Origin of the sequence: Streptomyces sp. NPDC056527 (assembly GCF_042794475.1) — a bacterium.
GTDB lineage: Bacteria > Actinomycetota > Actinomycetes > Streptomycetales > Streptomycetaceae > Streptomyces.
In genome coordinates this window covers 1-20651 of the sequence record NZ_JBHTTQ010000120.1, presented here as the reverse complement: position 1 = coordinate 20651, position 20651 = coordinate 1, and the positions used below count along the sequence as shown (strand labels likewise).

Genomic DNA, 20651 nt, shown 5'->3' with positions numbered 1-20651 from the left:
GGGGGGGTTCTCCGCGCCGGGGTGGGGGGGGGGGGGGGGGGGGTTGGGGGGGGGGGGGGGGGGGGGCGGGGGGGGGGGGGGGGGGGGGGGGGGGGGGGGGGCCCCCCGGCGCCCCCCCACCCCCTCGTCCGAAGCCGGGTACTACGCGTCCAGCGCCTCGCGCCAGATGCGGACCGCCGCCGGGGACACCGGGGCCGTCCAGCCGTTCGGGCGGGCCGCACCGCCGATGTGGAAGGCGTCGACGCCGGCCTCGCGCAGTTCCGGGAGGTGGTCGAGGCGGAGACCGCCGCCGACCAGGAGCCGGGGTTCGTAGCCCGGTTCGCCCGAGCGGGCCGCCTCGGCCTTGAGGACGGGCAGGCCGTCGTCGACGCCGGTCGCCGCGCCCGCCGTGAGGTAGGTGTCGAGGCCGGGCAGGTCGGCGAGCTGCTTGCGCAGGGCGTCGCGGTGCGCGGCACGGTCGATGGCGCGGTGGAAGGTCCAGCGGCAGCCGTCCAGGACGGCGATCAGCCGCTCGACCGCCACCAGGTCCGGATCGCCTTCCGCCGTCAGGAAGCCGAGCACGAACTCGTCCGCGCCCGCGTCCCGGAGGTCGGAGGCACGGGACACCAGCACGTCGACGTCGCCGGCCGCGAAGCCGTCGGTGAGTCTGAGCATCACGCGCAGGGGGATGTCCACGGCGGCACGGATCTCCTCGAAGGCGGTCCGTGACGGGGTCAGCCCGTCCGCCGCCATGTCGGTGACCAGTTCGAGGCGGTCCGCCCCGCCGGCCTGGGCGGCGACCGCGTCCTCCGCGTCGAGGGCGATCACCTCAAGGACTGCACGGTTGCTCATCGAGCCCATTCCTCCATGAATGACGGCTACAGGTCTAGTCCAATGACCCAGACTAGCCGTGCGTGTGGCCTCCCGCATCGTGCGAGGCCTCATCCGCCCCCGCCGTCGCCTGCCCCGCATGGACCGTGAAGGCCGCCGTCCGCACCTTTCCGCCGTGCTGGAAGTCCAGGAACAGGCGGTACGACCCCGCGCTCGGCGCCGTCGCCGTGAAGGAGACGTCCGGGCCGGGCCCGCCCTCGTTGGGATGGACGTGCAGGTAGGCGAGGTCTCCGTCGCGCAGGGCGACGAGATGACCGTACGCCCCGAGGTACGGCTCCAGGTCGTCGACCGGCTTGCCGTCCTTGCTGACCGTGAGCTTCAGCTCGCCGGCCTTACCCGGGTCGAGGGTGCCTCCCAGTGCGACCTGGTAGCCGTCGACGGTCGCGGTCCGCGCGGCGGCCGGCAGCGGCTGGGGCGCGTACGCGCCGGGTACGGACAGGTCCACGCCCAGGGTCACGCCCTTGGCGTTCTTCCCCGCGGGCTTGAAGTCGGCGAAGGCCTTGTAGCCGCCCGCGGCCGGCAGGTCGACCGGTGTGGACCAGGTACCGTCGGCCGCGCGCACCGGGTGCAGATGGCGGTAGACCGTGAGGTCCCGCGAGGCCACGATGAAGTGCAGCTCCTTGCCGTGCTCGGTGGTGTACGCGGTGACCTTCTTTCCCGCCGAGTCCTTGATCGAGAAGGTGAGCACGCTCTTGCCCCGGGTCGGCTTCGGCGTCTCCATGGCGAGCGTGTAGCCGCCCTCGGAGACCTGGAGGCCGCCGGCGGCGGGCGCGTCGGCGGCGCCCTCCTCGTGACCGGCGTGCCCATCCCCACCCTCCGTCTTCGCGCCGTCCGCGTTCGCGGCCGCGTGCTCCCCGTGCGCGGCCTTCGCCGGCTCGTCCACGGGGCCGACACCCTTGCCGACCCCGTACGCCGCCCCGAAGGTCGCGGCGAGCGCGGCGGCGAAGGCGGTGATCTTCACTCCGGTGTTCATGGCAGCTCTCCCGTACGTGAGTAACCGTTCGATGCACCTCACCATACCCCTGGGGGGTATCAAGTCAAGCCGGGGGAGGAGCTTGCATGGAATACCGGAGGGGGGTATACATGGAACCAGAAGCGGATACCCCCCGAGGGTATATGGCTCCCAACGAGGAGGAAGACATGAGTTCCTGCTGTACCCCTGACGGCAGCTGCTCGACCGGCGCCGGCGAGACGACGACCGCCGTCGCCGACAGCACCGCCACCGTCTATGCCGTGTCGGGCATGACCTGCGGACACTGCAAGGCCGCGATCACCACCTCCGTCTCCGCCCTCGCCGGTGTCATCTCCGTGGACGTCGACGTCGCCGGCGGCCTGGTGACCGTGACCACCGGCGGCGCGCCCGACGACGCCGCGATCGCCGCCGCCGTCGACGACGCCGGCTACGAGCTCACCGGCCGCGCCTGACCGTCCGGCCCGAGCCCCACCCCGGCCGCCGGGGCCCGTCCATCCATGGGCCCCGGCCCCCGAGCCTCACCGGACAGGGCCGGCCGCCGCGAAGAGGCGAAGCGAGCCTCAAGGAAAGAGGAGCAGGAATGACCACGACCACTCCGGGCGCCGCCCGGGTCGAGCTCGCCATCGGCGGCATGACCTGCGCCTCGTGCGCGGCCCGTATCGAGAAGAAGCTCAACCGCATGGACGGGGTCGAGGCCACCGTCAACTACGCCACCGAGAAGGCGAAGGTCACCTTCGACGCGGCCGCCGACATCTCCGTCGCCGATCTGATCGCCACCGTCGAGGCCACCGGCTACACCGCCGAGGAGCCCACGCCCCCCAAGGCGGACTCCGGCGGCGAGGACGGGCCCACCGACGAGGAGAAGGCCGACGAGGAGCTCCGGCCGCTCAAGCAACGGCTCGTCACCGCCGTCGCCCTCGCCGTCCCCGTCATCGCGATGGCGATGATCCCGGCGCTCCAGATCGAGTACTGGCAGTGGCTCAGCCTCACCCTCGCCGCGCCGGTCGTCGTCTACGCCGCCTGGCCCTTCCACAAGGCCGCCTGGACCAACGCCAGGCACGGCGCGGCCACCATGGACACCCTGATCTCGGTCGGCACGATCGCCGCGTTCCTCTGGTCCCTGTGGGCACTGTTCTTCGGCACCGCCGGTACGCCGGGCATGACCCACCCCTTCGAGTTCACGATCGCCCGCACCGACGGCGCAGGGAACATCTATCTGGAGGCCGCCGCCGGCGTCACCGCCTTCATCCTGGCCGGGCGCTACTTCGAGGCCCGCTCCAAGCGCAAGGCGGGCGCGGCGCTCAAGGCGCTGATGCAGCTGGGCGCCAAGGAGGTCACCGTCCTGCGCGGCGGCCGCGAGGTCACCGTCCCGACGGCCGAACTCCAGGTCGGTGACCGCTTCCTGGTCCGCCCCGGCGAGAAGATCGCCACCGACGGCACCGTCGTCGAGGGCTCCTCCGCCGTCGACGCCTCCATGCTCACCGGCGAGTCCGTGCCGGTCGAGGTCTCCGTCGGCGACTCCGTCACCGGAGCCACCCTGAACGCCGGCGGCCGGCTCGTCGTCGAGGCGACCCGCGTCGGCGCCGACACCCAGCTGTCCCGGATGGCCAAGCTCGTCGAGGACGCCCAGAACGGCAAGGCGGCCGCCCAGCGACTCGCCGACAGGATCTCGGCCGTCTTCGTCCCCATCGTGATCGCGCTCGCGCTCGGTACGCTCGGCTTCTGGCTCGGCACCGGCTCCGGACTGACCGCCGCGTTCACCGCCGCCGTCGCCGTACTGATCATCGCCTGCCCCTGCGCCCTGGGCCTCGCCACCCCGACCGCGCTCATGGTCGGCACCGGCCGCGGCGCCCAGCTGGGCATCCTCATCAAGGGCCCCGAGGTCCTGGAGACGACCCGCAAGGTCGACACCATCGTCCTGGACAAGACCGGCACCGTCACCACCGGCCGGATGACCCTCATCAAGGTCCACACCGTCGACGGCGTCGACGAGACCGACGTGCTGCGGCTCGCCGGCGCCCTGGAGCACTCCTCCGAGCACCCGATCGCCCAGGCCGTCGCCACCGGCGCCGCGGCCAGGGTCGGCACGCTCCCCACCCCGGAGGACTTCGCCAACATCCCCGGTCTCGGCGTGCAGGGCGTCGTCGAGGGCCACGCCGTCCTCGTCGGCCGCGAGAAGCTGCTCGAAGAGTGGGCGATGGAGCTGCCCGACGGCCTCAAGTCCGCCAAGGACGCGGCGGAGAAGGCCGGCAGGACGGCCATCGCCGTCGCCTGGGACGGCAGGGCACGCGCGGTCCTGGAGGTCGCCGACGCCATCAAGGAGACCAGCCCCGAGGCGATCAGGCGGCTGCGCGCGCTCGGCCTGACACCGATCCTGCTGACCGGTGACAACAAGGCCGTCGCCGAGTCCGTCGCCGCCGAGGTCGGCATCGACGAGGTCATCGCCGAGGTCATGCCGCAGGACAAGGTCGACGTCGTCAAGAAGCTGCAGGCCGAGGGCCGTTCGGTCGCCATGGTCGGCGACGGCGTCAACGACGCCGCCGCGCTCGCCCAGGCCGACCTGGGTCTGGCGATGGGCACCGGCACGGACGCCGCCATCGAGGCCGGCGACCTGACCCTCGTACGCGGAGACCTGCGGGCCGCGGCCGACGCGATCAGGCTCTCCCGCAAGACGCTCGGCACGATCCGCTCGAACCTGTTCTGGGCCTTCGCCTACAACGTGGCCGCCCTGCCGCTCGCCGCGGCGGGTCTGCTCAACCCGATGATCGCGGGGGCCGCGATGGCCTTCTCCTCGGTCTTCGTGGTCGGCAACAGCCTTCGCCTGCGCGGGTTCCAGGCCGCCGACCGCTGACATACCGCCGACATCCCTGCGGACACCCGAGGAGACCGCCGTGGCCGGTTACGGACAGCACAAGGAAGACATCATCAGGCGCCTGCGGCGCATCGAGGGCCAGGTGCGGGGCGTGCAGCGGATGGTGGACGAGGACGTCTACTGCATCGACGTGCTGACCCAGGTCTCCGCCATCAACGCGGCCCTCCAGTCCTGCGCCGTGGCCCTCCTGGACGAGCACCTCAGCTGCTGTGTCACCGAGGCGATCGCCCAGGGCGGGGACCAGGCGAAGGTGAAGGTGGGCGAGGCCTCCAAGGCGATCGCCCGACTGATCAGGACGTAGCCCCCTGGCGGGGGATCGGATCAACCGCCCTTGTGCGAAGGGCAGTCGGCGGACAGCTTGATGCTCAGGCGAAGACAGAGCCCGAGCACCTGCCGGAGGAGCGTCAGCTCCACCGAACCGGGCGGACCGGGGCTGCAGACCTTCGCGCAGGGGCGGTTCCTCATGAGGGTCGACATCCCGCCATCGTACCCCTGGGGGGTATACCTTCGCGGGAAGAGCGGCCCGTACGATGGGCCGCCCGTAGGGGGAGGGGATGCGCGTGCGCCGGCTGGGAGAGCTGGAGGCCGAGATCATGGACCGGCTGTGGGCCTGGCAGCGGCCCGCCACGGTCCGCGAGATCGTCGACGACATAAATCTGGGGCGCCGGGTCGCCTACACGACGGTGATGACGGTGGCGGACATCCTCCACCGCAAGGGCTGGCTCCGTCGCGAGAAGGCGGGCAGGGCCTGGCTGTACGAACCGGTCCGCAGCCGCGAGGAGTACACCGCGGCCCTGATGCAGGACGCCCTCGGCGACAGCGCCGACCGGCCGGCCGCGCTGCTCCGCTTCGTGGAGACCATCTCCGACGAGGACATGGCCGCCCTGGACGCGGCGCTCCGCTCCGCCCGGCGCGCCCCGGGCGGCGAGCTCGGGTGAACCACCACCTCCTGCCGCCGCTCGGCCTCGCCCTCTCCTCCGGGCTGCTGATCCCGTGGCTCCTGGTGCGGGCCCGCTGGGCCCAGCAGGTGCCCCGACTCGCCCTGGCGGTCTGGGCGGTGAGCGGCGCGGTGTTCGCGGCGTCGGCCGCGCTCCTCGCCGCCCACCTCATGCTGCCGGCGGACAGCAGCCACCGGCTGAGCGACGTCTATCTCGGGTTCGAGGTGCCCGCCCCCGAGCGGCTCCTCACCCTCACCGGCCGCGAACACCTGGCGCTGACCCTGGGCCTGGTCGTCCTCGCGCTGCCCGTCGCCGGATACGTACGGGAACTGCTGCGGGCCCGCCGGGCCCGGCTGCGGCATGCGGGGATCCTGCGGCTCGTCGGGCGGTACGACCCGGCGCTGCGGGCCACGGTGCTCGACCACGCGCGGCCGGCCGTCTACTGCCTGCCCGGCAGCTCGCGCCGCGTCGTCGTCTCCTCGGGGGCCGTGAACACGCTCACCGAGGCCCAGTTGGCGGCCGCGCTCGCCCACGAGCGAGCGCACATCACCGGCCGCCACCATCTCCTCGTCGCCGCGGCCGAGGCGTTCGCGGCGGTGTTCCCACGGCTTCCGCTCGCACGGCACGGCGGGACCGCTGTACCACTGCTGCTCGAAATGGCGGCGGACGACCGGGCGTTGCGGCGTTGCACGCGCGACGCGCTGGCCACCGCGCTGTACGCCCTCGCCTCGGGGCAGGCGCCTCGTGAGGCGTTCGCGGCGGGCGGTCCGTCGGCGGCGCTGCGGATGCGCCGCATCCTCACTCCGCACAGCGCCGGACATCCCGTACTGCGGGGCCTGTCGACGGTCGCCGCGGCGGGTTTCGCGGTGGCGCCGCTGATCATCGCCTGCTGTTCCTTCCCCAACTAATCGACTCGGTTCAGTCCTTATTTACTAAGTGAATTCGTAGATTTCACATCGGTCACATCGGACTGAATTCCCGGCTATTGTGGGTACGTTGAAGCTCAGGCTCGGCACGTCGAAGGGTACGGACCAATGCAGCTGGCTGACGTGCGGACGGCGGCTGCCGCCGACGCGGCGACGATATCCAGGCTGCTGGCGGACGTCATTCGGGGCAGTTACGACGGAATCCTCGGCGAAATCCCCGTGCGTCGACTGATCTCCACGCAATGTGCACTTCCCCGTATCCGCGCGGAAATTGAAATTCCCGGTGGAGCTCCGGGCTGGCTCGGCTGGCTGGTGGCCACCGACCCGGACGGCACGGTCGTCGGCGCGGCAGCCGGCGGGGTCCCTGTCCCGGGCGAGGGCGAGCTGTACGCGCTGGCCGTCGCCGAGGGCTCGCGCCGACGGGGCATCGGCTCGGCGCTCCTCGCGGCGGCGACGGACCGCATGAAGGGGTTCGGGGCCGGCGAACAGCGCGTGAGCCTCCCGACGGAGAGCGACCCGGCGCTCCCCTTCTACGAGACGCGCGGCTTCACCCCGCTGACCACCACGCGCCTGGCCCGCGCGGTCTGACGCACGCTCCAGCCCCCTCCCGCGGACACCCCTGGCAGATCAACGCCATCGCGTGTTCACGCCGCCCGATCCGCTGGCCCCCGGGGCCGACCCCGCTCCAGGATGGTCACAGCGGCGCGGGCCCGGCGGCACGGGTTCCTCGTCCGGACGGCATGGACCGAGCGAGCCCCTGGAGGAGCGATGCAGAAACAGAGCGGCGCCGCGCTCGCGCCGGTCCTGCCGTCCCGATACGACCTCACCACCGACACCCTCCCCGGACTGGAATCCGTCGCCCCTGGCGACCCCGACTCCGTCTGGCTGTACGACGCGCTCCTCGGCCCGCACAGCGCGGACATCGTCCGCTACCTCGGCCTCGCCCGCGCCACCGAGGGCCCCGGTCCCGTGCTCGACCTCGGCTCCGGCGCCGGGCGGCTCTCCGTCCCGTTCGCCCGGCACGGCTTCGCCGTCGAGGCGGTCGACCGGGACGCCGACGCCCTGGAGCGGCTCCAGGCATGGGCCCGTCGCATCGGCCCGCACGTCGCCGATCTGATCGTGACCACCCGCGCCGACCTCACCGAACTCCGCCTGCAGGGCAGTTACCGACTCGCCCTGCTCGCCGGTGCCATGGTGTCCGCCGTCCCCCCGGGAGCCCGCCCCGGTCTGCTGCGCGAGATCGCCTCGCACCTGGACACCGGCGGCGCCCTCGCCCTGGACTACACCTCCCACCTGCTTCCCGGCCTCGCCGCCGAACCACAGCGGACCTGGGCCTTCCAGGTCCCGCGGTTCGACGGGATCGACGAGTGGGTGGTCGCCCGGCAGGTCTTCGACCTGGCGGCGATGAGCGAGCGGATCACGTACTACGCCGCCCGGACCGGCAAGCTCTCCACCAAGCGCGCCGTGCTGACCACCGACAAGTGGATCGTCGACCCGGAGCACCTGGCGGCCGAACTGCACTCCGCGGGCCTGCACATCGAGGGCCGGCGACGGCATCGGATCGACGAACGCACCGAGAGCGTGCTGCTCGTCTGTCGTACGGACGACTGACATCGAGGAACAGCAAGAGGTACGATGCCTGCAAAAGTTTGATCCGACCAGGCGGAGAAGATGGCAGTCGTGGATGAGCTGACAGGCCGCGAGGCGGTGATCCAGCGCCTGCGCGACGTCGGTCTGCGGGTCACGGGCCCCCGCCTGGAGGTGCTCACGGTGCTCGCCTCGGCCGGCCACCTCGACGTGGAGGCGATCACCGCCACCGCCCGCGAGCGTCTCGGCACGCTCACCAGCCAGGCGGTGTACGAGATGCTCCGGCACTTCCAGGAGACGGGCCTGGTCAGCAAGTTCGACCGCCCCGGGATGCCCGCCGTCTTCGAGATCTCCGGTCCGCCGCACCAGCACGCGCTGTGCGTCCGCTGCGGCCGCGTGGAGAACGTCGACGCCAAGGCGCCCGCCCCGCCGCGCGGCAGCCTGCCCGACTGGCGGACCACCGACGCCGAGATCGTCTTCAAGGGTCTGTGCCCCGACTGCGCACAGTCCACCGCCTCCTGAGACCACCCACGGGCACCTATCGGACCCGGAGACCGACCGCATGCCGGGACCGCTTGAACACCGTGCGTCGTGTTCGATTCTGTGGCAGGGTCTAGCGGGGCGATTCAACGGGATCCGCACGGATCCGAGGGGAGTCTGCTGCGCTGTGTCGAAAAACGCCACCGGGACGCGTACGGGAAGCGAACAGGCTCTCGCGGTCTACCTGGAGCTCCGTGCCCACCCCTCACGCTCGTTCGACGAGGTCGCGGACGGCCTCGCCCTCTCCGCCGGGGAACGGGAACGATGTCGTGGTGACCTCGCCACGCTCGGCCTGCTCGAAGCCGACACGACGCGCTCGGTGATCGACCCCGACGTCGCCCTGGTCCGCCTCCTGCGGTGCGAGCGCGACCGGCTCGAGAGCCGGCTCGCCGAGACCAGCCGTGCCCAGATCTCCCTGGAGACGCTCGCGGGCCCCTTCCTCCGGGCCGGTTCCGCCCCCCGCTCCGAGGTCGAGGTCGAGATCGTCTCCGACCACCGGCGCGTCCGGCAGGAGCTGGCCGGGCTCGGCCGGTCCGTGCGGAGCTCGGTGCACTCCCTGCACACCGGCTCGGTTCGGCGCGAGGACATGACAGCGGAGCTGGAACGCGACCGGCGGTGGACCGCACGCGGGGTGCGCGTCCGCGCCGTGTACAGCCGCCGGATCAGCTCCGTACCGGACATGGCCCAGCATCTGGAGGAGCGGGCCGCCCTCGGGGTGGAGGTCCGGTTCTCCCCCGTCGTACCGATGAACATGGTGCTCGCCGACGAGAACTTCGCGCTGCTGCCCACCGACGCGCACGACCCGGGGTCCGCCGCGATCCTCGCGCGCGGGCCCGGCCTGGTCCGCTCCTATCTCGCGCTGTACGAGTACTGCTGGCATGCCGCGACCCGGTACGGCGACGAGGAGAAGCCCGAGCACGGTGGCGACGGGCTCTCCGAACAGCAGCGGGCCGCGCTGCGGATGCTGGCCTCCGGCATCAAGGACGAGCAGATCGCGAAGAACCTCGGGGTGTCCCTGCGCACGGTCAGCCGGCTGCTCTCCGAGGTCATGCAGGAACTGGGCGCGGCGAGCCGGTTCGAGGCCGGGGTGAAGGCCGCCAGGCTCGGACTCCTGGACGGCGAGGCGCGCGACCGGGACATGTGACGCGCGGGCCGGCCCGAAGGTGACGTGGCCAAGATCGTACGGGGACATCCACCGCCCCCTGTGACAGGGTGGGACGGGGAGACGGGGATCGACGAGGGGGGTCACAGCGCCATGGCCACGACGGACGACGGCAGGGAAGGGCTGGCCGCCGAGGCGCTTTTGACTCTCTATCAGGAGCTGCGCGGGCGCGGCGTGTCGAGCTTCAGGGAGGCCTGCACCGCGCTGCGGATGGCGCCGGAGGAGTACGAGCGATGTCGCGTCGAACTGACCTCCCTCGGCCTGATCGTGCCGACGACCGAGACCCACGCGACGATCGCCGACATCCGGGACGCCAGTTGGAAACCGGACACGGACACGGTGGCCACCGTCGATCCCGAGATCGCCCTGCTGCGCCTCCTGGAGCGCGAGCGCGAGCGGCTCCGGGAGCATCTGGCCGAGGCCGACAAGGCCTACTCCACCCTGGAGACGCTGGCGGAAACCTTCCTCCGCGCCGGAGCGCTGGCCCGCTCCGAGATCGCCGTCGAGGCCATCACCGACTACCGCCGGATCCAGCAGGCCCTTGAGGACATCACCGATGTCATGCAGGAGAGTTCGGCCTCCATGCACCCCGGCGGGCCCAACCGGCAGATCCCCGAGCGGATGCTGGACCGGGACCGGCGCCAGATCGGCAACGGCGTGCGTGTCCGCGCCATCTACCGCGGCCAGGACGCGGCGCGGCCCGAGGTCGCGGAGCTGCTGAGCCGGCGCGTGGCGCTGGGTGTGGAGATCCGGCTGGCGCCCGTCATCCCCATGAACATGATCATCGCCGATCAGCAGTTCGCCCTGGTGCCGATCCGCCCCGAGGAGCCCCGCGAGGGCGCGATCCTGGCGCGTGGCTCGGTGCTGGTCCGGTCCTATCTGGGGCTGTACGAGCACTGTTGGCACACCGCGACCCCGTACGGCGACGACGCGGCGCCGGAGCGGGGCGGCGACGGGCTCTCGGAGCAGCAGCGGGCGGCGCTCCAGATGCTCGCCTCGGGAATGAAGGACGAGAAGATCGCCCGGAACCTCGGGGTCTCGCTGCGTACGGTGAGCCGGATGCTCTCCGAACTCATGCAGGAATTGGGGGCGTCGAGCAGATTCGAGGCGGGTGTGCGCGCGGTGCGCCTCGGCTGGCTCGACTGAATCGGAACTCCGCTTCCGGGACGAAACGGGAACGAAGAAGCCCCGCGGTCACCGTACGGCGACCGCGGGGCTTTCCCGATTCCAGCTGATTACCGCTGACTCCCCAGCTGAATTCAGCGTGATGTCAGTTCAGTTGGTGGGCGCGACCGGGGACGGGGTCGGAGCCTTCGGCCAGTCGTTCTCCGCGCCGGCCTGCTGCGAGATCGAGGCCGGGGTGGTCTCGGGAGCGGCCGCCAGAGCGGCGCCGCCGGCGACTGCCGTACACGCCACCATCGCGATGGCGAACTGGCGGACGATCTTGCGGACGGCCGGGATACGCACAGCGGACATGATTCCTCCAGGAGTTGGAATGGGAATTCCGACTTCGGGGGCCCGTGCCGCCGGGCGCTCCCTGAAGACATCTCCATATTGGCCCGCCCCCGGAAGCGGATCCAGAGTTTCTCCATGCGTGGATCTGCCATGGCGTGGATGCGTCATTCCGCCAATCCGGTCACCTCGCAACGGAATTGACGGATCCGGAGCGCTGCATATCTTTGGTCAGACCAAAAGAGATGCTAGGCTTGCCCTGTGGCCTTCTCGTTCCTCCAGGAGAGAGAGGCCGCCGGGGCAGGGGCGTGCCGCCGCCCCTGCCCCACTCATCGCGGCCTCGTACACCCCGATCGTCCGGGCGGCGGATCCACGCCAGCTCATCCCCCTGGCATGACAGACCGCCGCCTCCCCCATCGACGCCCGCGCCTTCGGATGCGTCGCCAGCCACAGCAGCCGACGGGCGTACTCCACCGGGTCGTGCCCCCGGACGAGCAGCCCCGTCACCCCGTCCCACACCGCCGTCGGCAGCCCGCCCACCGCGGCCGCGAGCACCGGCGTCCCACAGGCCTGCGCCTCCAGGGCCACCAGACCGAAGGACTCGCTGCGCGAGGGCACCACGAGCACGTCCGCCGCCCGGTACCACTGCGCCAACCGCTCCTGAGGTACGGGAGGGCAGGGCCGGAGCACGTCGGTGACCCCCAGCTCGCGCGCCAGCCGCCAGGCCGAGCCCTCCCTGCTCGCCCCGGAATGACCTCCGACGACCGGGACGAGCAGCCGGCGGCGCAGATCGGGCGCCATGAGCAGCAGCTCCGCCACCGCCCGTACGAGCACGTCGGGACCCTTGAGGGGCTGGATGCGGCCCGCGTACAGAGGGACGAAGGCATCGGCCGGCAGCCCGAGCCGTGCCCTGGCGGCCGCGCGCCCCGCGCCCGGCTGGAACGTCCGCAGATCGACCCCGGGCCGCACCACCTCGGTCCGCGGCGCCGAAGCCCCGTACAGCGTGCCCAGCGCCTCGGCCTCGTCGACCGTGTTGGCGATCAACCGGTCGGCGGAGTCGATCACTTGGTGTTCGCCGCGGATCCGGAGCTCGGGCTCGGGGGCGTCGCCCTCCGCCAGGGCCGCGTTCTTCACCCGGGCCAGGGTGTGCGCGGTGTGGACCAGCGGTATCCGCCAGCCGGCGGAGGCGATGCGGCCGGCCTGCCCGGAGAGCCAGTAGTGGGAGTGGATCAGGTCGTAGCGCCGGTCCTCCTTGAGCAGGGCCAGGGAGAACGGCACCACCATGTCCGGCATGGCCTCCTTGGGGAGCGCCCGGCGGGGACCCGCGTGCAGATGACGGACCCGTACGCCCGGGGCGAGATCGACGAGCGGGGGGCGGCCCTCGCCCCGGCAGCGGGTGAACAGGTCGACCTCGGCGCCCTGTTCGGCGAGGGCCCGGGAGAGTTCGACCATGTAGACGTTCATCCCGCCGGCGTCCCCGGTTCCCGGCTGGTGGAGCGGGGAGGTGTGGACGCTGAGCATGGCGACGCGCAGAGACACGTGGGGCTCCTGTGAGGGCGGGCCACGTGTCCCTGCGTTGCCTCGCGCACGACCACGCGGCGGTGGGGGTGGATCGGACGGGGATGGGGATGGTCCGGCAGGGGTGCGGGCCGGATCAGAAGCCGAAGACGGGGCCGGACGGCGGGGCGAGCCGGGTGCCCGGTAGGGGCCCGGTCAGGGCAGAGGTGTCGATCGCCCGGCCGGGCTCGACCTTCAGCGCGGCCGCCAGTCGGTCCGCGCCCTCCGGCATCACCGGCCGCGCCCAGGCGGACAGCGCCGACGCGACGGCCAACTGGGTCGCCAGAGCGGGCAGATGACGGCAGGCGGTGGTGGGCCGGCACCGCTCGTGGGCGTTGACATGGCCGAAGTCCGCGACCGACCGGACCACCTCGTCGAGGACGGCGACCGCCCGCCGGGGGTCGAAGGCATCGGGGCCGTACGCCTCCCGCAGGTCGTCCACGGCCCGGTGCAGCCGGCGCTCCAGGATCTCCCAGCCGGTGCCGCCGGGCAGCGCCTGCGGGGCGAGCCCGGCACACTCCTCGCGTACGGAGGCGAAGAGCCGCGCGAGCCAGCTGTTCCAGTTCTCGTCCAGCTCGCGGCGGGCCGCGGCGAGCCGGTCACGGTGGAAGACCGTGCGGCGGCCCAGCGGGCGGGCCTGGAGGACATGGCGGCGCAGGGTGTCGGAGCCGAACTCGGTGAGCAGGTCGAGCGCCCAGACGTTGCCCTCCTGGACGCCCTCCTCGATGACGTACGACTCGTTGACGCAGAAGTCCTGCGGCAGCTTGATGTCCTGCGCCAGGAGCATCACCGGCAGCAGCACGGCATGGCAGAAGGCGTGTCCGAAGCCGCAGAAGTGGATGGCGCGGCTCGGCAGCGGGCCCTTGGTGTCGTAGCCGAACAGATGCATCGCGGCGGCCTCGAAACAGCCGTCGACGCGATGGTCGGGAAAGCCCTCGACCGGCACCTGGAGCCCCCACTCGGCCGGGTGGCCGACGGCGATGTCCGGCAGGCCGTCCTCCACCAGCGACTCGCACAGCGCGGCCAGCCGGGGCGGGAGACCGGCGGTGGCCCAGTAGTCGGCGAGGGTCTCGCGGAAGGGTTCGAGGGGGATGTAGAGGCGGCGGCAGCGGCGGGACAGCGCGGCGGTGTCGCAGAGCGAGCAGCGCGGCGCGATCAGATCGCCGCCGTCGTTCGGCCGGGCGCACTCGTGGCACATGCCGCCGTCGCTGACCGCGCCGCAGTGCGGGCAGGTGCCGGTGACGTGCGCGCCGTACAGCCAGCGCTCGCACGGCTCGCAGTACGGCAGCAGGCGGGTGCGCGGCGCGATGACGCCCTGCGCGTACAGACGGCTGAAGAGGTCCTGCACCCAGCGGCCGTAGCCGCGGTCGCGGCGCGGCCGGACGATGTGGTCGAACTCCACGCCCGAGCGCAGCCAGTCGGCGGTGATCGCCGCGCGGTAGCCCTCGGCGACCTCCTCGGGCTTGCGGTGGTGGCGCAGCGCCCGGACCTCGACGGAGCTGGCGTGGTCGACGGTGCCGGTGGTGAACCGTACGGGCTCGCCCTCGGCTCGCAGGTACCGGGACAGGACGTCGGCGGCGACGTACGGCCCCGCGAGATGGCCGATGTGCAGTTCGCCATGGGTGGCCGGAGGGGTCGCGGTGATCCAGACAGGGGTGCTCATGGGACCTCCTTGACGCTGTGGTGCGGTGAGCTTCGGCGAGGTGTGCGGCTTCAGCGAGGTTCGAAATGGAAGGAGCGGATGAAGCAGTCACGGGGCTGTTCGACGGCGTAGACGATGCATTCGAAGAGAGCCTGGGTGGTGAGCTTCTCGTCCGGTGCTATTCCGTCCGGATTCGATCCGTCCCATTCCGCGAACCGCGGATCCGAGGTGGAGAAGTCGGGCGGGAAGAGCGAGAAGACCCGGACGCCGGAAGGGCGGAGGCGCCGCGAGAGAATGTCGGCGAAGCCCGCCTGCGCGCTTTTCGCCGCCCAGAACGCCTCATGGGCCGCGCCCGCGGCGGCGGAGGCTCCCTCGGCGTCCCGCACGGCGACCATGTTGACGATGTCGGGCCGCAGCGAGCCGCGTAGCAGCGGCAGGAAGTGCTTGACCATCAGGACGGTGCCGCCGGCCGTCGACTCGATCGTCTCCACGATCTGGTCGTCGCTGGCCGCCTCCAGGTCCATGCCGTCGAGCCAGCGGGCGCCGTTGTTCACCAGCAGATCGACCCGGTCGGTGCGTTCGCCGACCCGCGCCGCGAACTCGCGGATCTCGGCGGGCCTGCTGAGGTCGCAGCCGAACGCGTGGATACGGTCGCGGGCTGAGCCCATGACCTCGGTACGGGTCCGCTCGGCGGCCTCGACGGTGCGGGCCGAGACATAGACCTCGGCGCCGAGATGCGCGAATCCGACGGCGAGCGCGCGGCCGAAATAGCGGGACGCTCCGGTCACGACGACACGCAGATTCTCGAATTTCATGCTCGTCCGCTCTCCCCATGGATACCGGTTGCCGGTCGAATTCAGCGTGGCAGAGGAATCGGCGTCGGAGCGTCGTGAGAGGGGTGCGCGTTCACGCCGTTGCGTGGATACGCCACGGCAGTTCCAGCCTCGCGAGCACGGTCGCGCGCTTGTGGTGGACGGCGACTCCGCGGGCGTCGGCGGAGACGGCGACGGGTGCGCCGGGGGTGCGCACGGGGCCGTCCAGGGCCGGTACGACGGTATCGGGCAGCGCGGCCGCGGCGGCGAGCGCCGCGGCGCCGGTGAGCGCGAGCCGGGGGTGCCAGCCGCCGACGGTCAGGGCGCGGACGGCGATCCCTCCGGGCCCGGCCGTGAACGCGGCGATCTTGGGCAGGGCGGAGTGCGGCGCGTGACCGAGCGCCCGCGCGGCCTGGGCCCGCAGCGCGAGGAGCCGCCGGAGGGTGCCGTCCCCGGCCCGGAACAGCCCCTCGGCGCCAGGGATCCCGAGGTGAACGGCGTCGACGAAGGCGTACGGATTCCCGTACCGGACGAGGGAGACGGGCAGCCCTCCGAGGATGTCGACCGGCCGGCCGGTGGGGAGGGTCCCGGGGGCGTCGGGCGGCCGGAGGAAGCGGAGGGTGCGGGTGGCGCCGTCCGCCTCCGGTGCGCACCGGACGTCGTCGCCCGTCGTGACGGCGTGGACGGTGACCGGCCCCGGGCGGGCGGACGCCACCACGCAGGCGAGCAGGGAGTGGCCGCAGCCCGTGCGGAAGTCGAAGCCGCCGTCCGGGAGGGCCTGGACGAAGCGGTAGTCCAGATCGCGGCCGGGGCGGGCGGAGGCCCCGTACAGTGCGATCTTGTTCAGCCGGGCGTACGGCGTCCGCGCGAGGGAGCGGCGCAGCGCGCCCAGCTCGTCGCGCAACGCCAATGCTCCGCCGGGGAGTTGTGACAGCTCCACGACGAGCGTGGGTCCGGGCGCGTCCTCGGCCCGCACGACGGCGGCGGCCACCACGGGCGGCAAGCCGGCGCCACGGGGCGCGGCGTCCTGATCGCGGCGCGGCGCGGCGGACGCCGGGGCGCCGCTCGGACGCGGCGCGCCGGCCGAGCGGTCGGGACCCGTGCCGGCCTCATGCCGCACAACCCACCGGGATCCTCATGCCCTGCACCACGTCCGACCACAGCTCGTGCACGGCCAGCCCCCACAGGGCCGACGCGTCGCGCTGCGAAGGCCGTTCGAGCTGGCGGGCGAGGAGCTTCTGGACGCGGTCGGCGCGGACCTTGCCGCCCAGGACCAGGCGGGCCGGGGAGAGGAGTTCGCGGACCGTGTCGAGCAGCGGGCTGCCGGGGGTCAGCATGGCCGCGATCGGCAGCGTGAACGGCTGCTTGGGGCGCGCGAGGACCGTGGGCGGCAGCAGATCGGCCCCGGCCTCGTACAGCGCCCGCTTCCCGCGCAGCGCCGCCGGGGACAGCGAGCGGGCGTGCGCGACCACCCGCGGCTGACAGAACGGCAGCCGCGCCTCGACCGCCCACGCCATCGACAGATGGTCCACGCGCCGCAGGTGGTACGCGGGCAGCCGCCAGCGCGTCTCGAACCCCGTCATCGCCACCATCCGGTCCGCGCCGGCCGCCTCCGCCGAGCGCAGCTCCTGCTCGATCCGGTCGGCCGCCGATCCCTGGTCGGCGATGAACGCGCGGTAGGACGAGGTGTAGAGGTGCTCGCGCAGCAGCCGCGGCGCCGCCGACAGCGCGTCCGCGTACGCCCCCGCCCAGTCCGCGCCGGCCGGTCCCGCCGGCGCGGCGAGCGCCGCGCGCATCCGCTCGTACCCGCCGAAGAGTTCGTCCGCGCCGTCCCCCGCGAGGGCCACGGTGAAGCCGGCCTCCCGTACCGCGCGGAACAGCGCGTAGGTGGAGAGCGCGATGGGATCGGCGTTGGGCTGGCCGAGGTGGCGGACGGTACGCGTGAGGAGCGAGGGGAGCTCGTCGAGGTCGAGCGCGACCTCGTGGTGGGTGGTCCGGGCGCGGCGGGCGACCGAACGGGCGTACGCGGACTCGGAGTCGGGCCACTTGCCCCGGTAGGTGAGGTGGAAGGTGTGCAGCGGCGGTGCGTCGGTCTCCCGGGCGTGTTCGGCGGCGAGCGCGGTGACGAGCCCGGAGTCGAGACCGCCGCTCGTGATCGCGCAGACGGGCACCTCGGCCCGGGCGAGCCGCCGCACCTCGCTGCGCAGCACGTCCTGCGTGTCGCCGGCGGGCGAGGCCGGGTGCGGGGTGCGGCGCCGTACGTACGGCGGGCGTCCCGGCCGTACGACGGCGGTGGCGCCGGGCGGGAGCACCTCGACGCCGTCGAGGGCGGTGCGGGCGGAGAACGACGTACGGGTGGCGAGGACGGTGTCGAGGGAGTCCTCGCGCGGGGCGATCCGTACCCCTTCGAACGCGAGGAGGGCGGGGATCTCGGAGGCGAAGCGGGTGGAGCCGTCGGCGGGGTCGTGGTGCCAGTGGACGGGCTTCATGCCCATGTCGTCGACGGCGAGGACGAGTCGGGTCCGCCCCGGCCTGAGGTCGAGGACCGCGACGGCGAACATGCCGTCGAGGTGGTCGGCGAACGCGGGGCCGTACTCCGCGTACAGCGCGGGCAGCACGGTGCCGTCGCAGCGGTCGGGGAAGCGGTGTCCGCGGGCGGCGAGGTGGCGGCGCAGAGAGGCGTGGTTGTAGATCTCGCCGTTGAGGACGGCGAGGACCCCGGGCAGATGCGGCAGCCGGTAGGGCTGCTGTCCGCCGCAGGGGTCGGTGACGGCGAGCCGGTCGCACCCCAGTGACCAGCCGGGCCCGCTGAGCACCTGGTGCTCGTCGGGGCCGCCGTGCCGCTGACGGGCCGACACCGCCGAGAGCTCGGCCGGCTCGGGGCGGGCCGCCGACCCGGCGGCGAAGGAGCCGAGGATCCTGCACATACCGGTCACCCTCCAAGCAGTTCATCCGGCACTACCAATAATTTGAATCTACCAAGCTTTTGAATGGCGCGTAAGTGCCATGTCCTGTTCACGCCACGGCTTGGCCTTGCGACGCCCTCCGCGCCCCAACAGGCTGACCCCATGGAGGACTTCGACCACACCGATCGCACCGCCCCCGCGTCCCTGCTCGTGGTGGCCGCACACCCGGACGACATCGAGTTCTGCGTCAGCGGCACGGTCATGCAGTGGATCGAGCGCGGCACCCGCGTCACGTACTGCATCGTCACGGACGGCGGCGCCGGCGGTTACGACGAACAGCTCCCGCGCCAGGCGATGGCCGACCTGCGCCGCGCCGAACAGGTCCACTCCGCCAAGCTCAGCGGCGTCGCGGACGTCCGCTTCCTCGGCTACCCCGACAGCTTCGTGGAACCGAGCGTGGAACTCCGCCGCGACCTGTGCCGGATCATCCGCGACGTGCGCCCGCAGCGGGCGATCATCCCCTCCCCCGAGATCAACTGGGCGCGCGTGGCCGACCTCCACCCCGACCACCGCGCGGTCGGCGACGCCTGCCTCCGCGCGATCTACCCCGAGGCCCGCAACCCCTTCGCCCATGCCTCCCTCCTCAAGGAGGAGGGCCTGGAGCCGTGGATCGTCCACGAGCTCTGGCTGATGACGGGCCCGACACCCAATCAGTACGTCGACGTCACCCCGGTCTTCGACCGCAAGGTCGAGGCCCTGCGCATCCACACCTCCCAGACCGCCCACTTCGACGACCTGGCGGGGCTGCTGCGGGACTGGCTGAGCGAACACGCGAGGGCGGGCGGGCTGCCGACGGGCCGGATGGCGGAGGCGTTCCAGATCGTGCACATCGACTGAACCCCGGCCGGATGCCCTACCGTGGCCCGGGGCGTACCCACGGAGGTACGGGACGACAGGCTGGGGGACATGTGAACGTCGCACCGGTGATTCATCGAGGCATACGGCTCGGGGTGCGCATCGCCGTGGGGCCCGCGGGGTTCTTCGGGCTGTTGTGGCTCGTGTACGCCGTCGCCTGGCTCTTCACCGGGATGCGCGGGGACGCCTTCGCAGGCATCCTGCGCGGCGTCGTGGCGGTCGGCGGGACGATGACGGTGGGCGTGCTGCTCGGCGCCACCACCGGGGCCGCGCTCGCCCTGGCACCCGACCGGCTCACCGCCCGGGCGCCGCTGCGGGGACTGCTCGCCGGAGCCGTCGCGAGCGCACTCTTCCTGCCCGAGACGCTGGTCGTGGCGTTCGCCACCGGCTTCGGCTTCCTGCCGACCCTGCTCACCGTGCTCGCCACACCGATCGTCGGCGCCGTGGCGGCGGCCCACAGCGGCGACGTCGTCGGCCGGACCCGCCATCACCCCTGGCTGTGGGACCGAACGCACCAGCGGGCGGACTCACCGGCCGCCACGCCCGCCTGACCGATGCCGTGGGGCGACGGGTGTCGCCGGTCCGGTCGTGACGTTCCGGCCGCGAACCTACGATGGAGGTATGTCGACGCTCTCCCTCTGGTCGCGTGACTCCGTGCTCTCGATCGGCTCGGTGGGGTCCTGCCTGTCGATCGGTTCGGTCGGCTCGGTGCTCTCCGTCGGATCCGTCGGCTCGGCCGTTTCCGTCGCCTCGATCGGATCCTGGCTGAGTACGGGCTCCCTGCTGTCCGCGCAGTCCTGCTGGTCGGTGATGTCCTGGCGCTCCCGCTGCGGGGTCATGGCCGCCGGAACGCTCACCGCGGTCGCGCTGGTCGCCGCCCGGGGCTCCACCGGCCTCAGCGGCACGCCGGCACGGGCGTCACGCCGGGGACACCCGTGAGCGGCACGTCCAGGGACCGGCCCTCCACGCTCGACCGCACCGCGCCCGCGCCGCCGGACAGCAGCGCCCGCCCCGCGCGAACCATGCGCCGAACGGCGTGAGTTGACCGCCCGGTCGGCACGCCGGCGCACATGTAGGCTCGGCCGATGACCTTGGAATGGGAACAGGTAATCGTCCACTCGGTGGACCCGGCGGCGTTGGGGCAGTGGTGGGCCGACGCCCTTGGCTGGGTCGTGGTCCACTCCTCCGATGACGAGTTCGAGATCCGCCCGGCGCCGGATCGCCTGCCGGGGTTGGATTTCGTCCGGGTCGCGGAGACCGAGAAGGCGAAGAGCCGGCTGCACCTCGACTTCAGGCCCGACGACCAGGACGCCGAGGTGGCTCGTCTCGTCGCCCACGGCGCACGGCATGCCGACATCGGCCAGGGCGAGCAGTCGTGGGTCGTCCTGGCCGACCCCGAAGGCAACGAGTTCTGCGTTCTCGCCCCGCGGCGTCCGTAACCGGGCCTTCTCGCTCACGGGCGACCGTGAGCCCGGGGCTGTCCGGCGAGACCGCCGGAC

The 20651-nt window shown here is 72.5% G+C and carries 23 protein-coding genes; 14 read left to right on the top strand and 9 right to left on the bottom strand.

Annotation, left to right across the window (positions count from 1 at the left end; translation table 11 throughout):
• Positions 1–141: 141 nt before the first annotated feature.
• Together ACFQ7Q_RS33400 and ACFQ7Q_RS33395 are read right to left on the bottom strand one after the other, a co-directional pair.
• Positions 142–831, bottom strand: coding sequence for a copper homeostasis protein CutC (locus ACFQ7Q_RS33400; protein WP_383561787.1), 690 nt, complete (start codon positions 829–831; stop codon positions 142–144).
• Positions 832–883: 52 nt separating this feature from the next.
• Positions 884–1843, bottom strand: coding sequence for a hypothetical protein (locus tag ACFQ7Q_RS33395; RefSeq protein WP_383561785.1), 960 nt, complete (start codon positions 1841–1843; stop codon positions 884–886).
• A 167-nt stretch (positions 1844–2010) separates the two neighbouring features.
• Here ACFQ7Q_RS33395 and ACFQ7Q_RS33390 point away from each other — a divergent pair, with 167 nt between their 5' ends.
• From ACFQ7Q_RS33390 to ACFQ7Q_RS33380, 3 genes are all read left to right on the top strand, one after another.
• The gene (locus tag ACFQ7Q_RS33390) at positions 2011–2295 is read left to right on the top strand and encodes a cation transporter (RefSeq protein ID WP_383561783.1); all 285 of its coding nucleotides are present in this window, start codon (positions 2011–2013) and stop codon (positions 2293–2295) included.
• Between the two features lie 128 nt (positions 2296–2423).
• Positions 2424–4694, top strand: a complete 2271-nt coding sequence (locus ACFQ7Q_RS33385; protein WP_383561781.1) for a heavy metal translocating P-type ATPase — start codon at positions 2424–2426, stop codon at positions 4692–4694.
• A gap of 40 nt (positions 4695–4734) precedes the next feature.
• Positions 4735–5016: a metal-sensitive transcriptional regulator gene (locus tag ACFQ7Q_RS33380; protein WP_015035316.1), complete on the top strand. Its 282-nt coding sequence runs from the start codon at positions 4735–4737 to the stop codon at positions 5014–5016.
• 20 nt (positions 5017–5036) lie between these two features.
• Here ACFQ7Q_RS33380 and ACFQ7Q_RS33375 read toward each other — a convergent pair whose 3' ends face one another.
• Positions 5037–5192, bottom strand: coding sequence for a hypothetical protein (locus tag ACFQ7Q_RS33375; RefSeq protein ID WP_383561779.1), 156 nt, complete (start codon positions 5190–5192; stop codon positions 5037–5039).
• Between the two features lie 83 nt (positions 5193–5275).
• Between ACFQ7Q_RS33375 and ACFQ7Q_RS33370 the strand changes: the two genes are divergently transcribed.
• The 7 genes from ACFQ7Q_RS33370 (at position 5276) to ACFQ7Q_RS33340 (ending at position 11014) form a co-directional block, all read left to right on the top strand.
• Complete coding sequence (locus ACFQ7Q_RS33370; RefSeq protein ID WP_383561777.1) at positions 5276–5653, top strand: BlaI/MecI/CopY family transcriptional regulator; 378 nt, start codon at positions 5276–5278, stop codon at positions 5651–5653.
• Positions 5650–6561, top strand: a complete 912-nt coding sequence (locus ACFQ7Q_RS33365; RefSeq protein WP_383561775.1) for a M56 family metallopeptidase — start codon at positions 5650–5652, stop codon at positions 6559–6561. The genes ACFQ7Q_RS33370 and ACFQ7Q_RS33365 overlap by 4 nt, the downstream gene beginning before the upstream one ends.
• 126 nt (positions 6562–6687) lie before the next feature.
• A complete protein-coding gene (locus tag ACFQ7Q_RS33360; RefSeq protein ID WP_383561773.1) occupies positions 6688–7167 on the top strand; it encodes a GNAT family N-acetyltransferase in 480 nt (159 codons plus the stop codon).
• A gap of 180 nt (positions 7168–7347) precedes the next feature.
• The gene (locus tag ACFQ7Q_RS33355) at positions 7348–8190 is read left to right on the top strand and encodes an SAM-dependent methyltransferase (protein ID WP_383561771.1); all 843 of its coding nucleotides are present in this window, start codon (positions 7348–7350) and stop codon (positions 8188–8190) included.
• A gap of 69 nt (positions 8191–8259) precedes the next feature.
• Positions 8260–8688 (top strand): Fur family transcriptional regulator, encoded by a 429-nt coding sequence (locus ACFQ7Q_RS33350; RefSeq protein ID WP_383561769.1) that lies wholly within the window; start codon positions 8260–8262, stop codon positions 8686–8688.
• Between the two features lie 145 nt (positions 8689–8833).
• The gene (locus ACFQ7Q_RS33345; protein WP_383561767.1) at positions 8834–9850 is read left to right on the top strand and encodes a LuxR C-terminal-related transcriptional regulator; all 1017 of its coding nucleotides are present in this window, start codon (positions 8834–8836) and stop codon (positions 9848–9850) included.
• A gap of 111 nt (positions 9851–9961) precedes the next feature.
• Positions 9962–11014 carry a LuxR C-terminal-related transcriptional regulator gene (locus tag ACFQ7Q_RS33340; protein ID WP_383561765.1) on the top strand — a complete coding sequence of 351 codons (1053 nt, stop codon included), beginning with the start codon at positions 9962–9964 and terminating at the stop codon, positions 11012–11014.
• Between the two features lie 129 nt (positions 11015–11143).
• Here the strand turns inward: ACFQ7Q_RS33340 and ACFQ7Q_RS33335 are convergent, their stop codons facing one another.
• The 6 genes from ACFQ7Q_RS33335 to asnB form a co-directional block, all read right to left on the bottom strand.
• Positions 11144–11344 (bottom strand): hypothetical protein, encoded by a 201-nt coding sequence (locus ACFQ7Q_RS33335; RefSeq protein ID WP_383561763.1) that lies wholly within the window; start codon positions 11342–11344, stop codon positions 11144–11146.
• 207 nt (positions 11345–11551) lie between these two features.
• Positions 11552–12859 (bottom strand): D-inositol-3-phosphate glycosyltransferase, encoded by a 1308-nt coding sequence (gene mshA / locus ACFQ7Q_RS33330; RefSeq protein ID WP_383561761.1) that lies wholly within the window; start codon positions 12857–12859, stop codon positions 11552–11554.
• 115 nt (positions 12860–12974) lie between these two features.
• Positions 12975–14540: a class I tRNA ligase family protein gene (locus tag ACFQ7Q_RS33325; protein ID WP_383561759.1), complete on the bottom strand. Its 1566-nt coding sequence runs from the start codon at positions 14538–14540 to the stop codon at positions 12975–12977.
• Positions 14541–14590: 50 nt separating this feature from the next.
• Entirely contained in the window at positions 14591–15334 is a 744-nt protein-coding gene (locus ACFQ7Q_RS33320; RefSeq protein WP_329117748.1) for an SDR family oxidoreductase, read from the bottom strand.
• Between the two features lie 91 nt (positions 15335–15425).
• Positions 15426–16451 carry a PrpF domain-containing protein gene (locus tag ACFQ7Q_RS33315; protein ID WP_383561757.1) on the bottom strand — a complete coding sequence of 342 codons (1026 nt, stop codon included), beginning with the start codon at positions 16449–16451 and terminating at the stop codon, positions 15426–15428.
• Positions 16441–18258: an asparagine synthase (glutamine-hydrolyzing) gene (asnB, locus tag ACFQ7Q_RS33310; protein ID WP_383561755.1), complete on the bottom strand. Its 1818-nt coding sequence runs from the start codon at positions 18256–18258 to the stop codon at positions 16441–16443. Before asnB ends, ACFQ7Q_RS33315 begins: the two co-directional genes overlap by 11 nt.
• 141 nt (positions 18259–18399) lie before the next feature.
• On the opposite strand from asnB, the gene ACFQ7Q_RS33305 reads away from it, so the two are divergent.
• From ACFQ7Q_RS33305 to ACFQ7Q_RS33290, 4 genes are all read left to right on the top strand, one after another.
• Positions 18400–19134: a PIG-L deacetylase family protein gene (locus tag ACFQ7Q_RS33305; RefSeq protein WP_383561753.1), complete on the top strand. Its 735-nt coding sequence runs from the start codon at positions 18400–18402 to the stop codon at positions 19132–19134.
• Between the two features lie 86 nt (positions 19135–19220).
• Positions 19221–19703, top strand: coding sequence for a hypothetical protein (locus ACFQ7Q_RS33300; RefSeq protein ID WP_383561751.1), 483 nt, complete (start codon positions 19221–19223; stop codon positions 19701–19703).
• Positions 19704–19773: 70 nt separating this feature from the next.
• Positions 19774–20091, top strand: a complete 318-nt coding sequence (locus ACFQ7Q_RS33295) for a hypothetical protein (RefSeq protein ID WP_383561749.1) — start codon at positions 19774–19776, stop codon at positions 20089–20091.
• Positions 20092–20237: 146 nt separating this feature from the next.
• The gene (locus ACFQ7Q_RS33290) at positions 20238–20591 is read left to right on the top strand and encodes a VOC family protein (RefSeq protein WP_383561747.1); all 354 of its coding nucleotides are present in this window, start codon (positions 20238–20240) and stop codon (positions 20589–20591) included.
• Positions 20592–20651 lie beyond the last annotated feature (60 nt).

Excerpts from the sequence above, each read along its gene's own strand:
- ACFQ7Q_RS33400 (WP_383561787.1), bottom strand. The coding sequence starts at position 831 with ATGAGCAACCGTGCAGTCCTTGAGGTGATCGCCCTCGACGCGGAGGAC.
- ACFQ7Q_RS33340 (WP_383561765.1), top strand. The coding sequence starts at position 9,962 with ATGGCCACGACGGACGACGGCAGGGAAGGGCTGGCCGCCGAGGCGCTT.
- ACFQ7Q_RS33360 (WP_383561773.1), top strand. The coding sequence starts at position 6,688 with ATGCAGCTGGCTGACGTGCGGACGGCGGCTGCCGCCGACGCGGCGACG.
- ACFQ7Q_RS33295 (WP_383561749.1), top strand. The coding sequence starts at position 19,774 with ATGTCGACGCTCTCCCTCTGGTCGCGTGACTCCGTGCTCTCGATCGGC.
- ACFQ7Q_RS33385 (WP_383561781.1), top strand. The coding sequence starts at position 2,424 with ATGACCACGACCACTCCGGGCGCCGCCCGGGTCGAGCTCGCCATCGGC.
- ACFQ7Q_RS33375 (WP_383561779.1), bottom strand. The coding sequence starts at position 5,192 with ATGTCGACCCTCATGAGGAACCGCCCCTGCGCGAAGGTCTGCAGCCCC.
- ACFQ7Q_RS33305 (WP_383561753.1), top strand. The coding sequence starts at position 18,400 with ATGGAGGACTTCGACCACACCGATCGCACCGCCCCCGCGTCCCTGCTC.
- ACFQ7Q_RS33320 (WP_329117748.1), bottom strand. The coding sequence starts at position 15,334 with ATGAAATTCGAGAATCTGCGTGTCGTCGTGACCGGAGCGTCCCGCTAT.
- ACFQ7Q_RS33390 (WP_383561783.1), top strand. The coding sequence starts at position 2,011 with ATGAGTTCCTGCTGTACCCCTGACGGCAGCTGCTCGACCGGCGCCGGC.
- ACFQ7Q_RS33290 (WP_383561747.1), top strand. The coding sequence starts at position 20,238 with ATGACCTTGGAATGGGAACAGGTAATCGTCCACTCGGTGGACCCGGCG.
- ACFQ7Q_RS33325 (WP_383561759.1), bottom strand. The coding sequence starts at position 14,540 with ATGAGCACCCCTGTCTGGATCACCGCGACCCCTCCGGCCACCCATGGC.
- ACFQ7Q_RS33355 (WP_383561771.1), top strand. The coding sequence starts at position 7,348 with ATGCAGAAACAGAGCGGCGCCGCGCTCGCGCCGGTCCTGCCGTCCCGA.
- asnB (WP_383561755.1), bottom strand. The coding sequence starts at position 18,258 with ATGTGCAGGATCCTCGGCTCCTTCGCCGCCGGGTCGGCGGCCCGCCCC.
- ACFQ7Q_RS33335 (WP_383561763.1), bottom strand. The coding sequence starts at position 11,344 with ATGTCCGCTGTGCGTATCCCGGCCGTCCGCAAGATCGTCCGCCAGTTC.
- ACFQ7Q_RS33395 (WP_383561785.1), bottom strand. The coding sequence starts at position 1,843 with ATGAACACCGGAGTGAAGATCACCGCCTTCGCCGCCGCGCTCGCCGCG.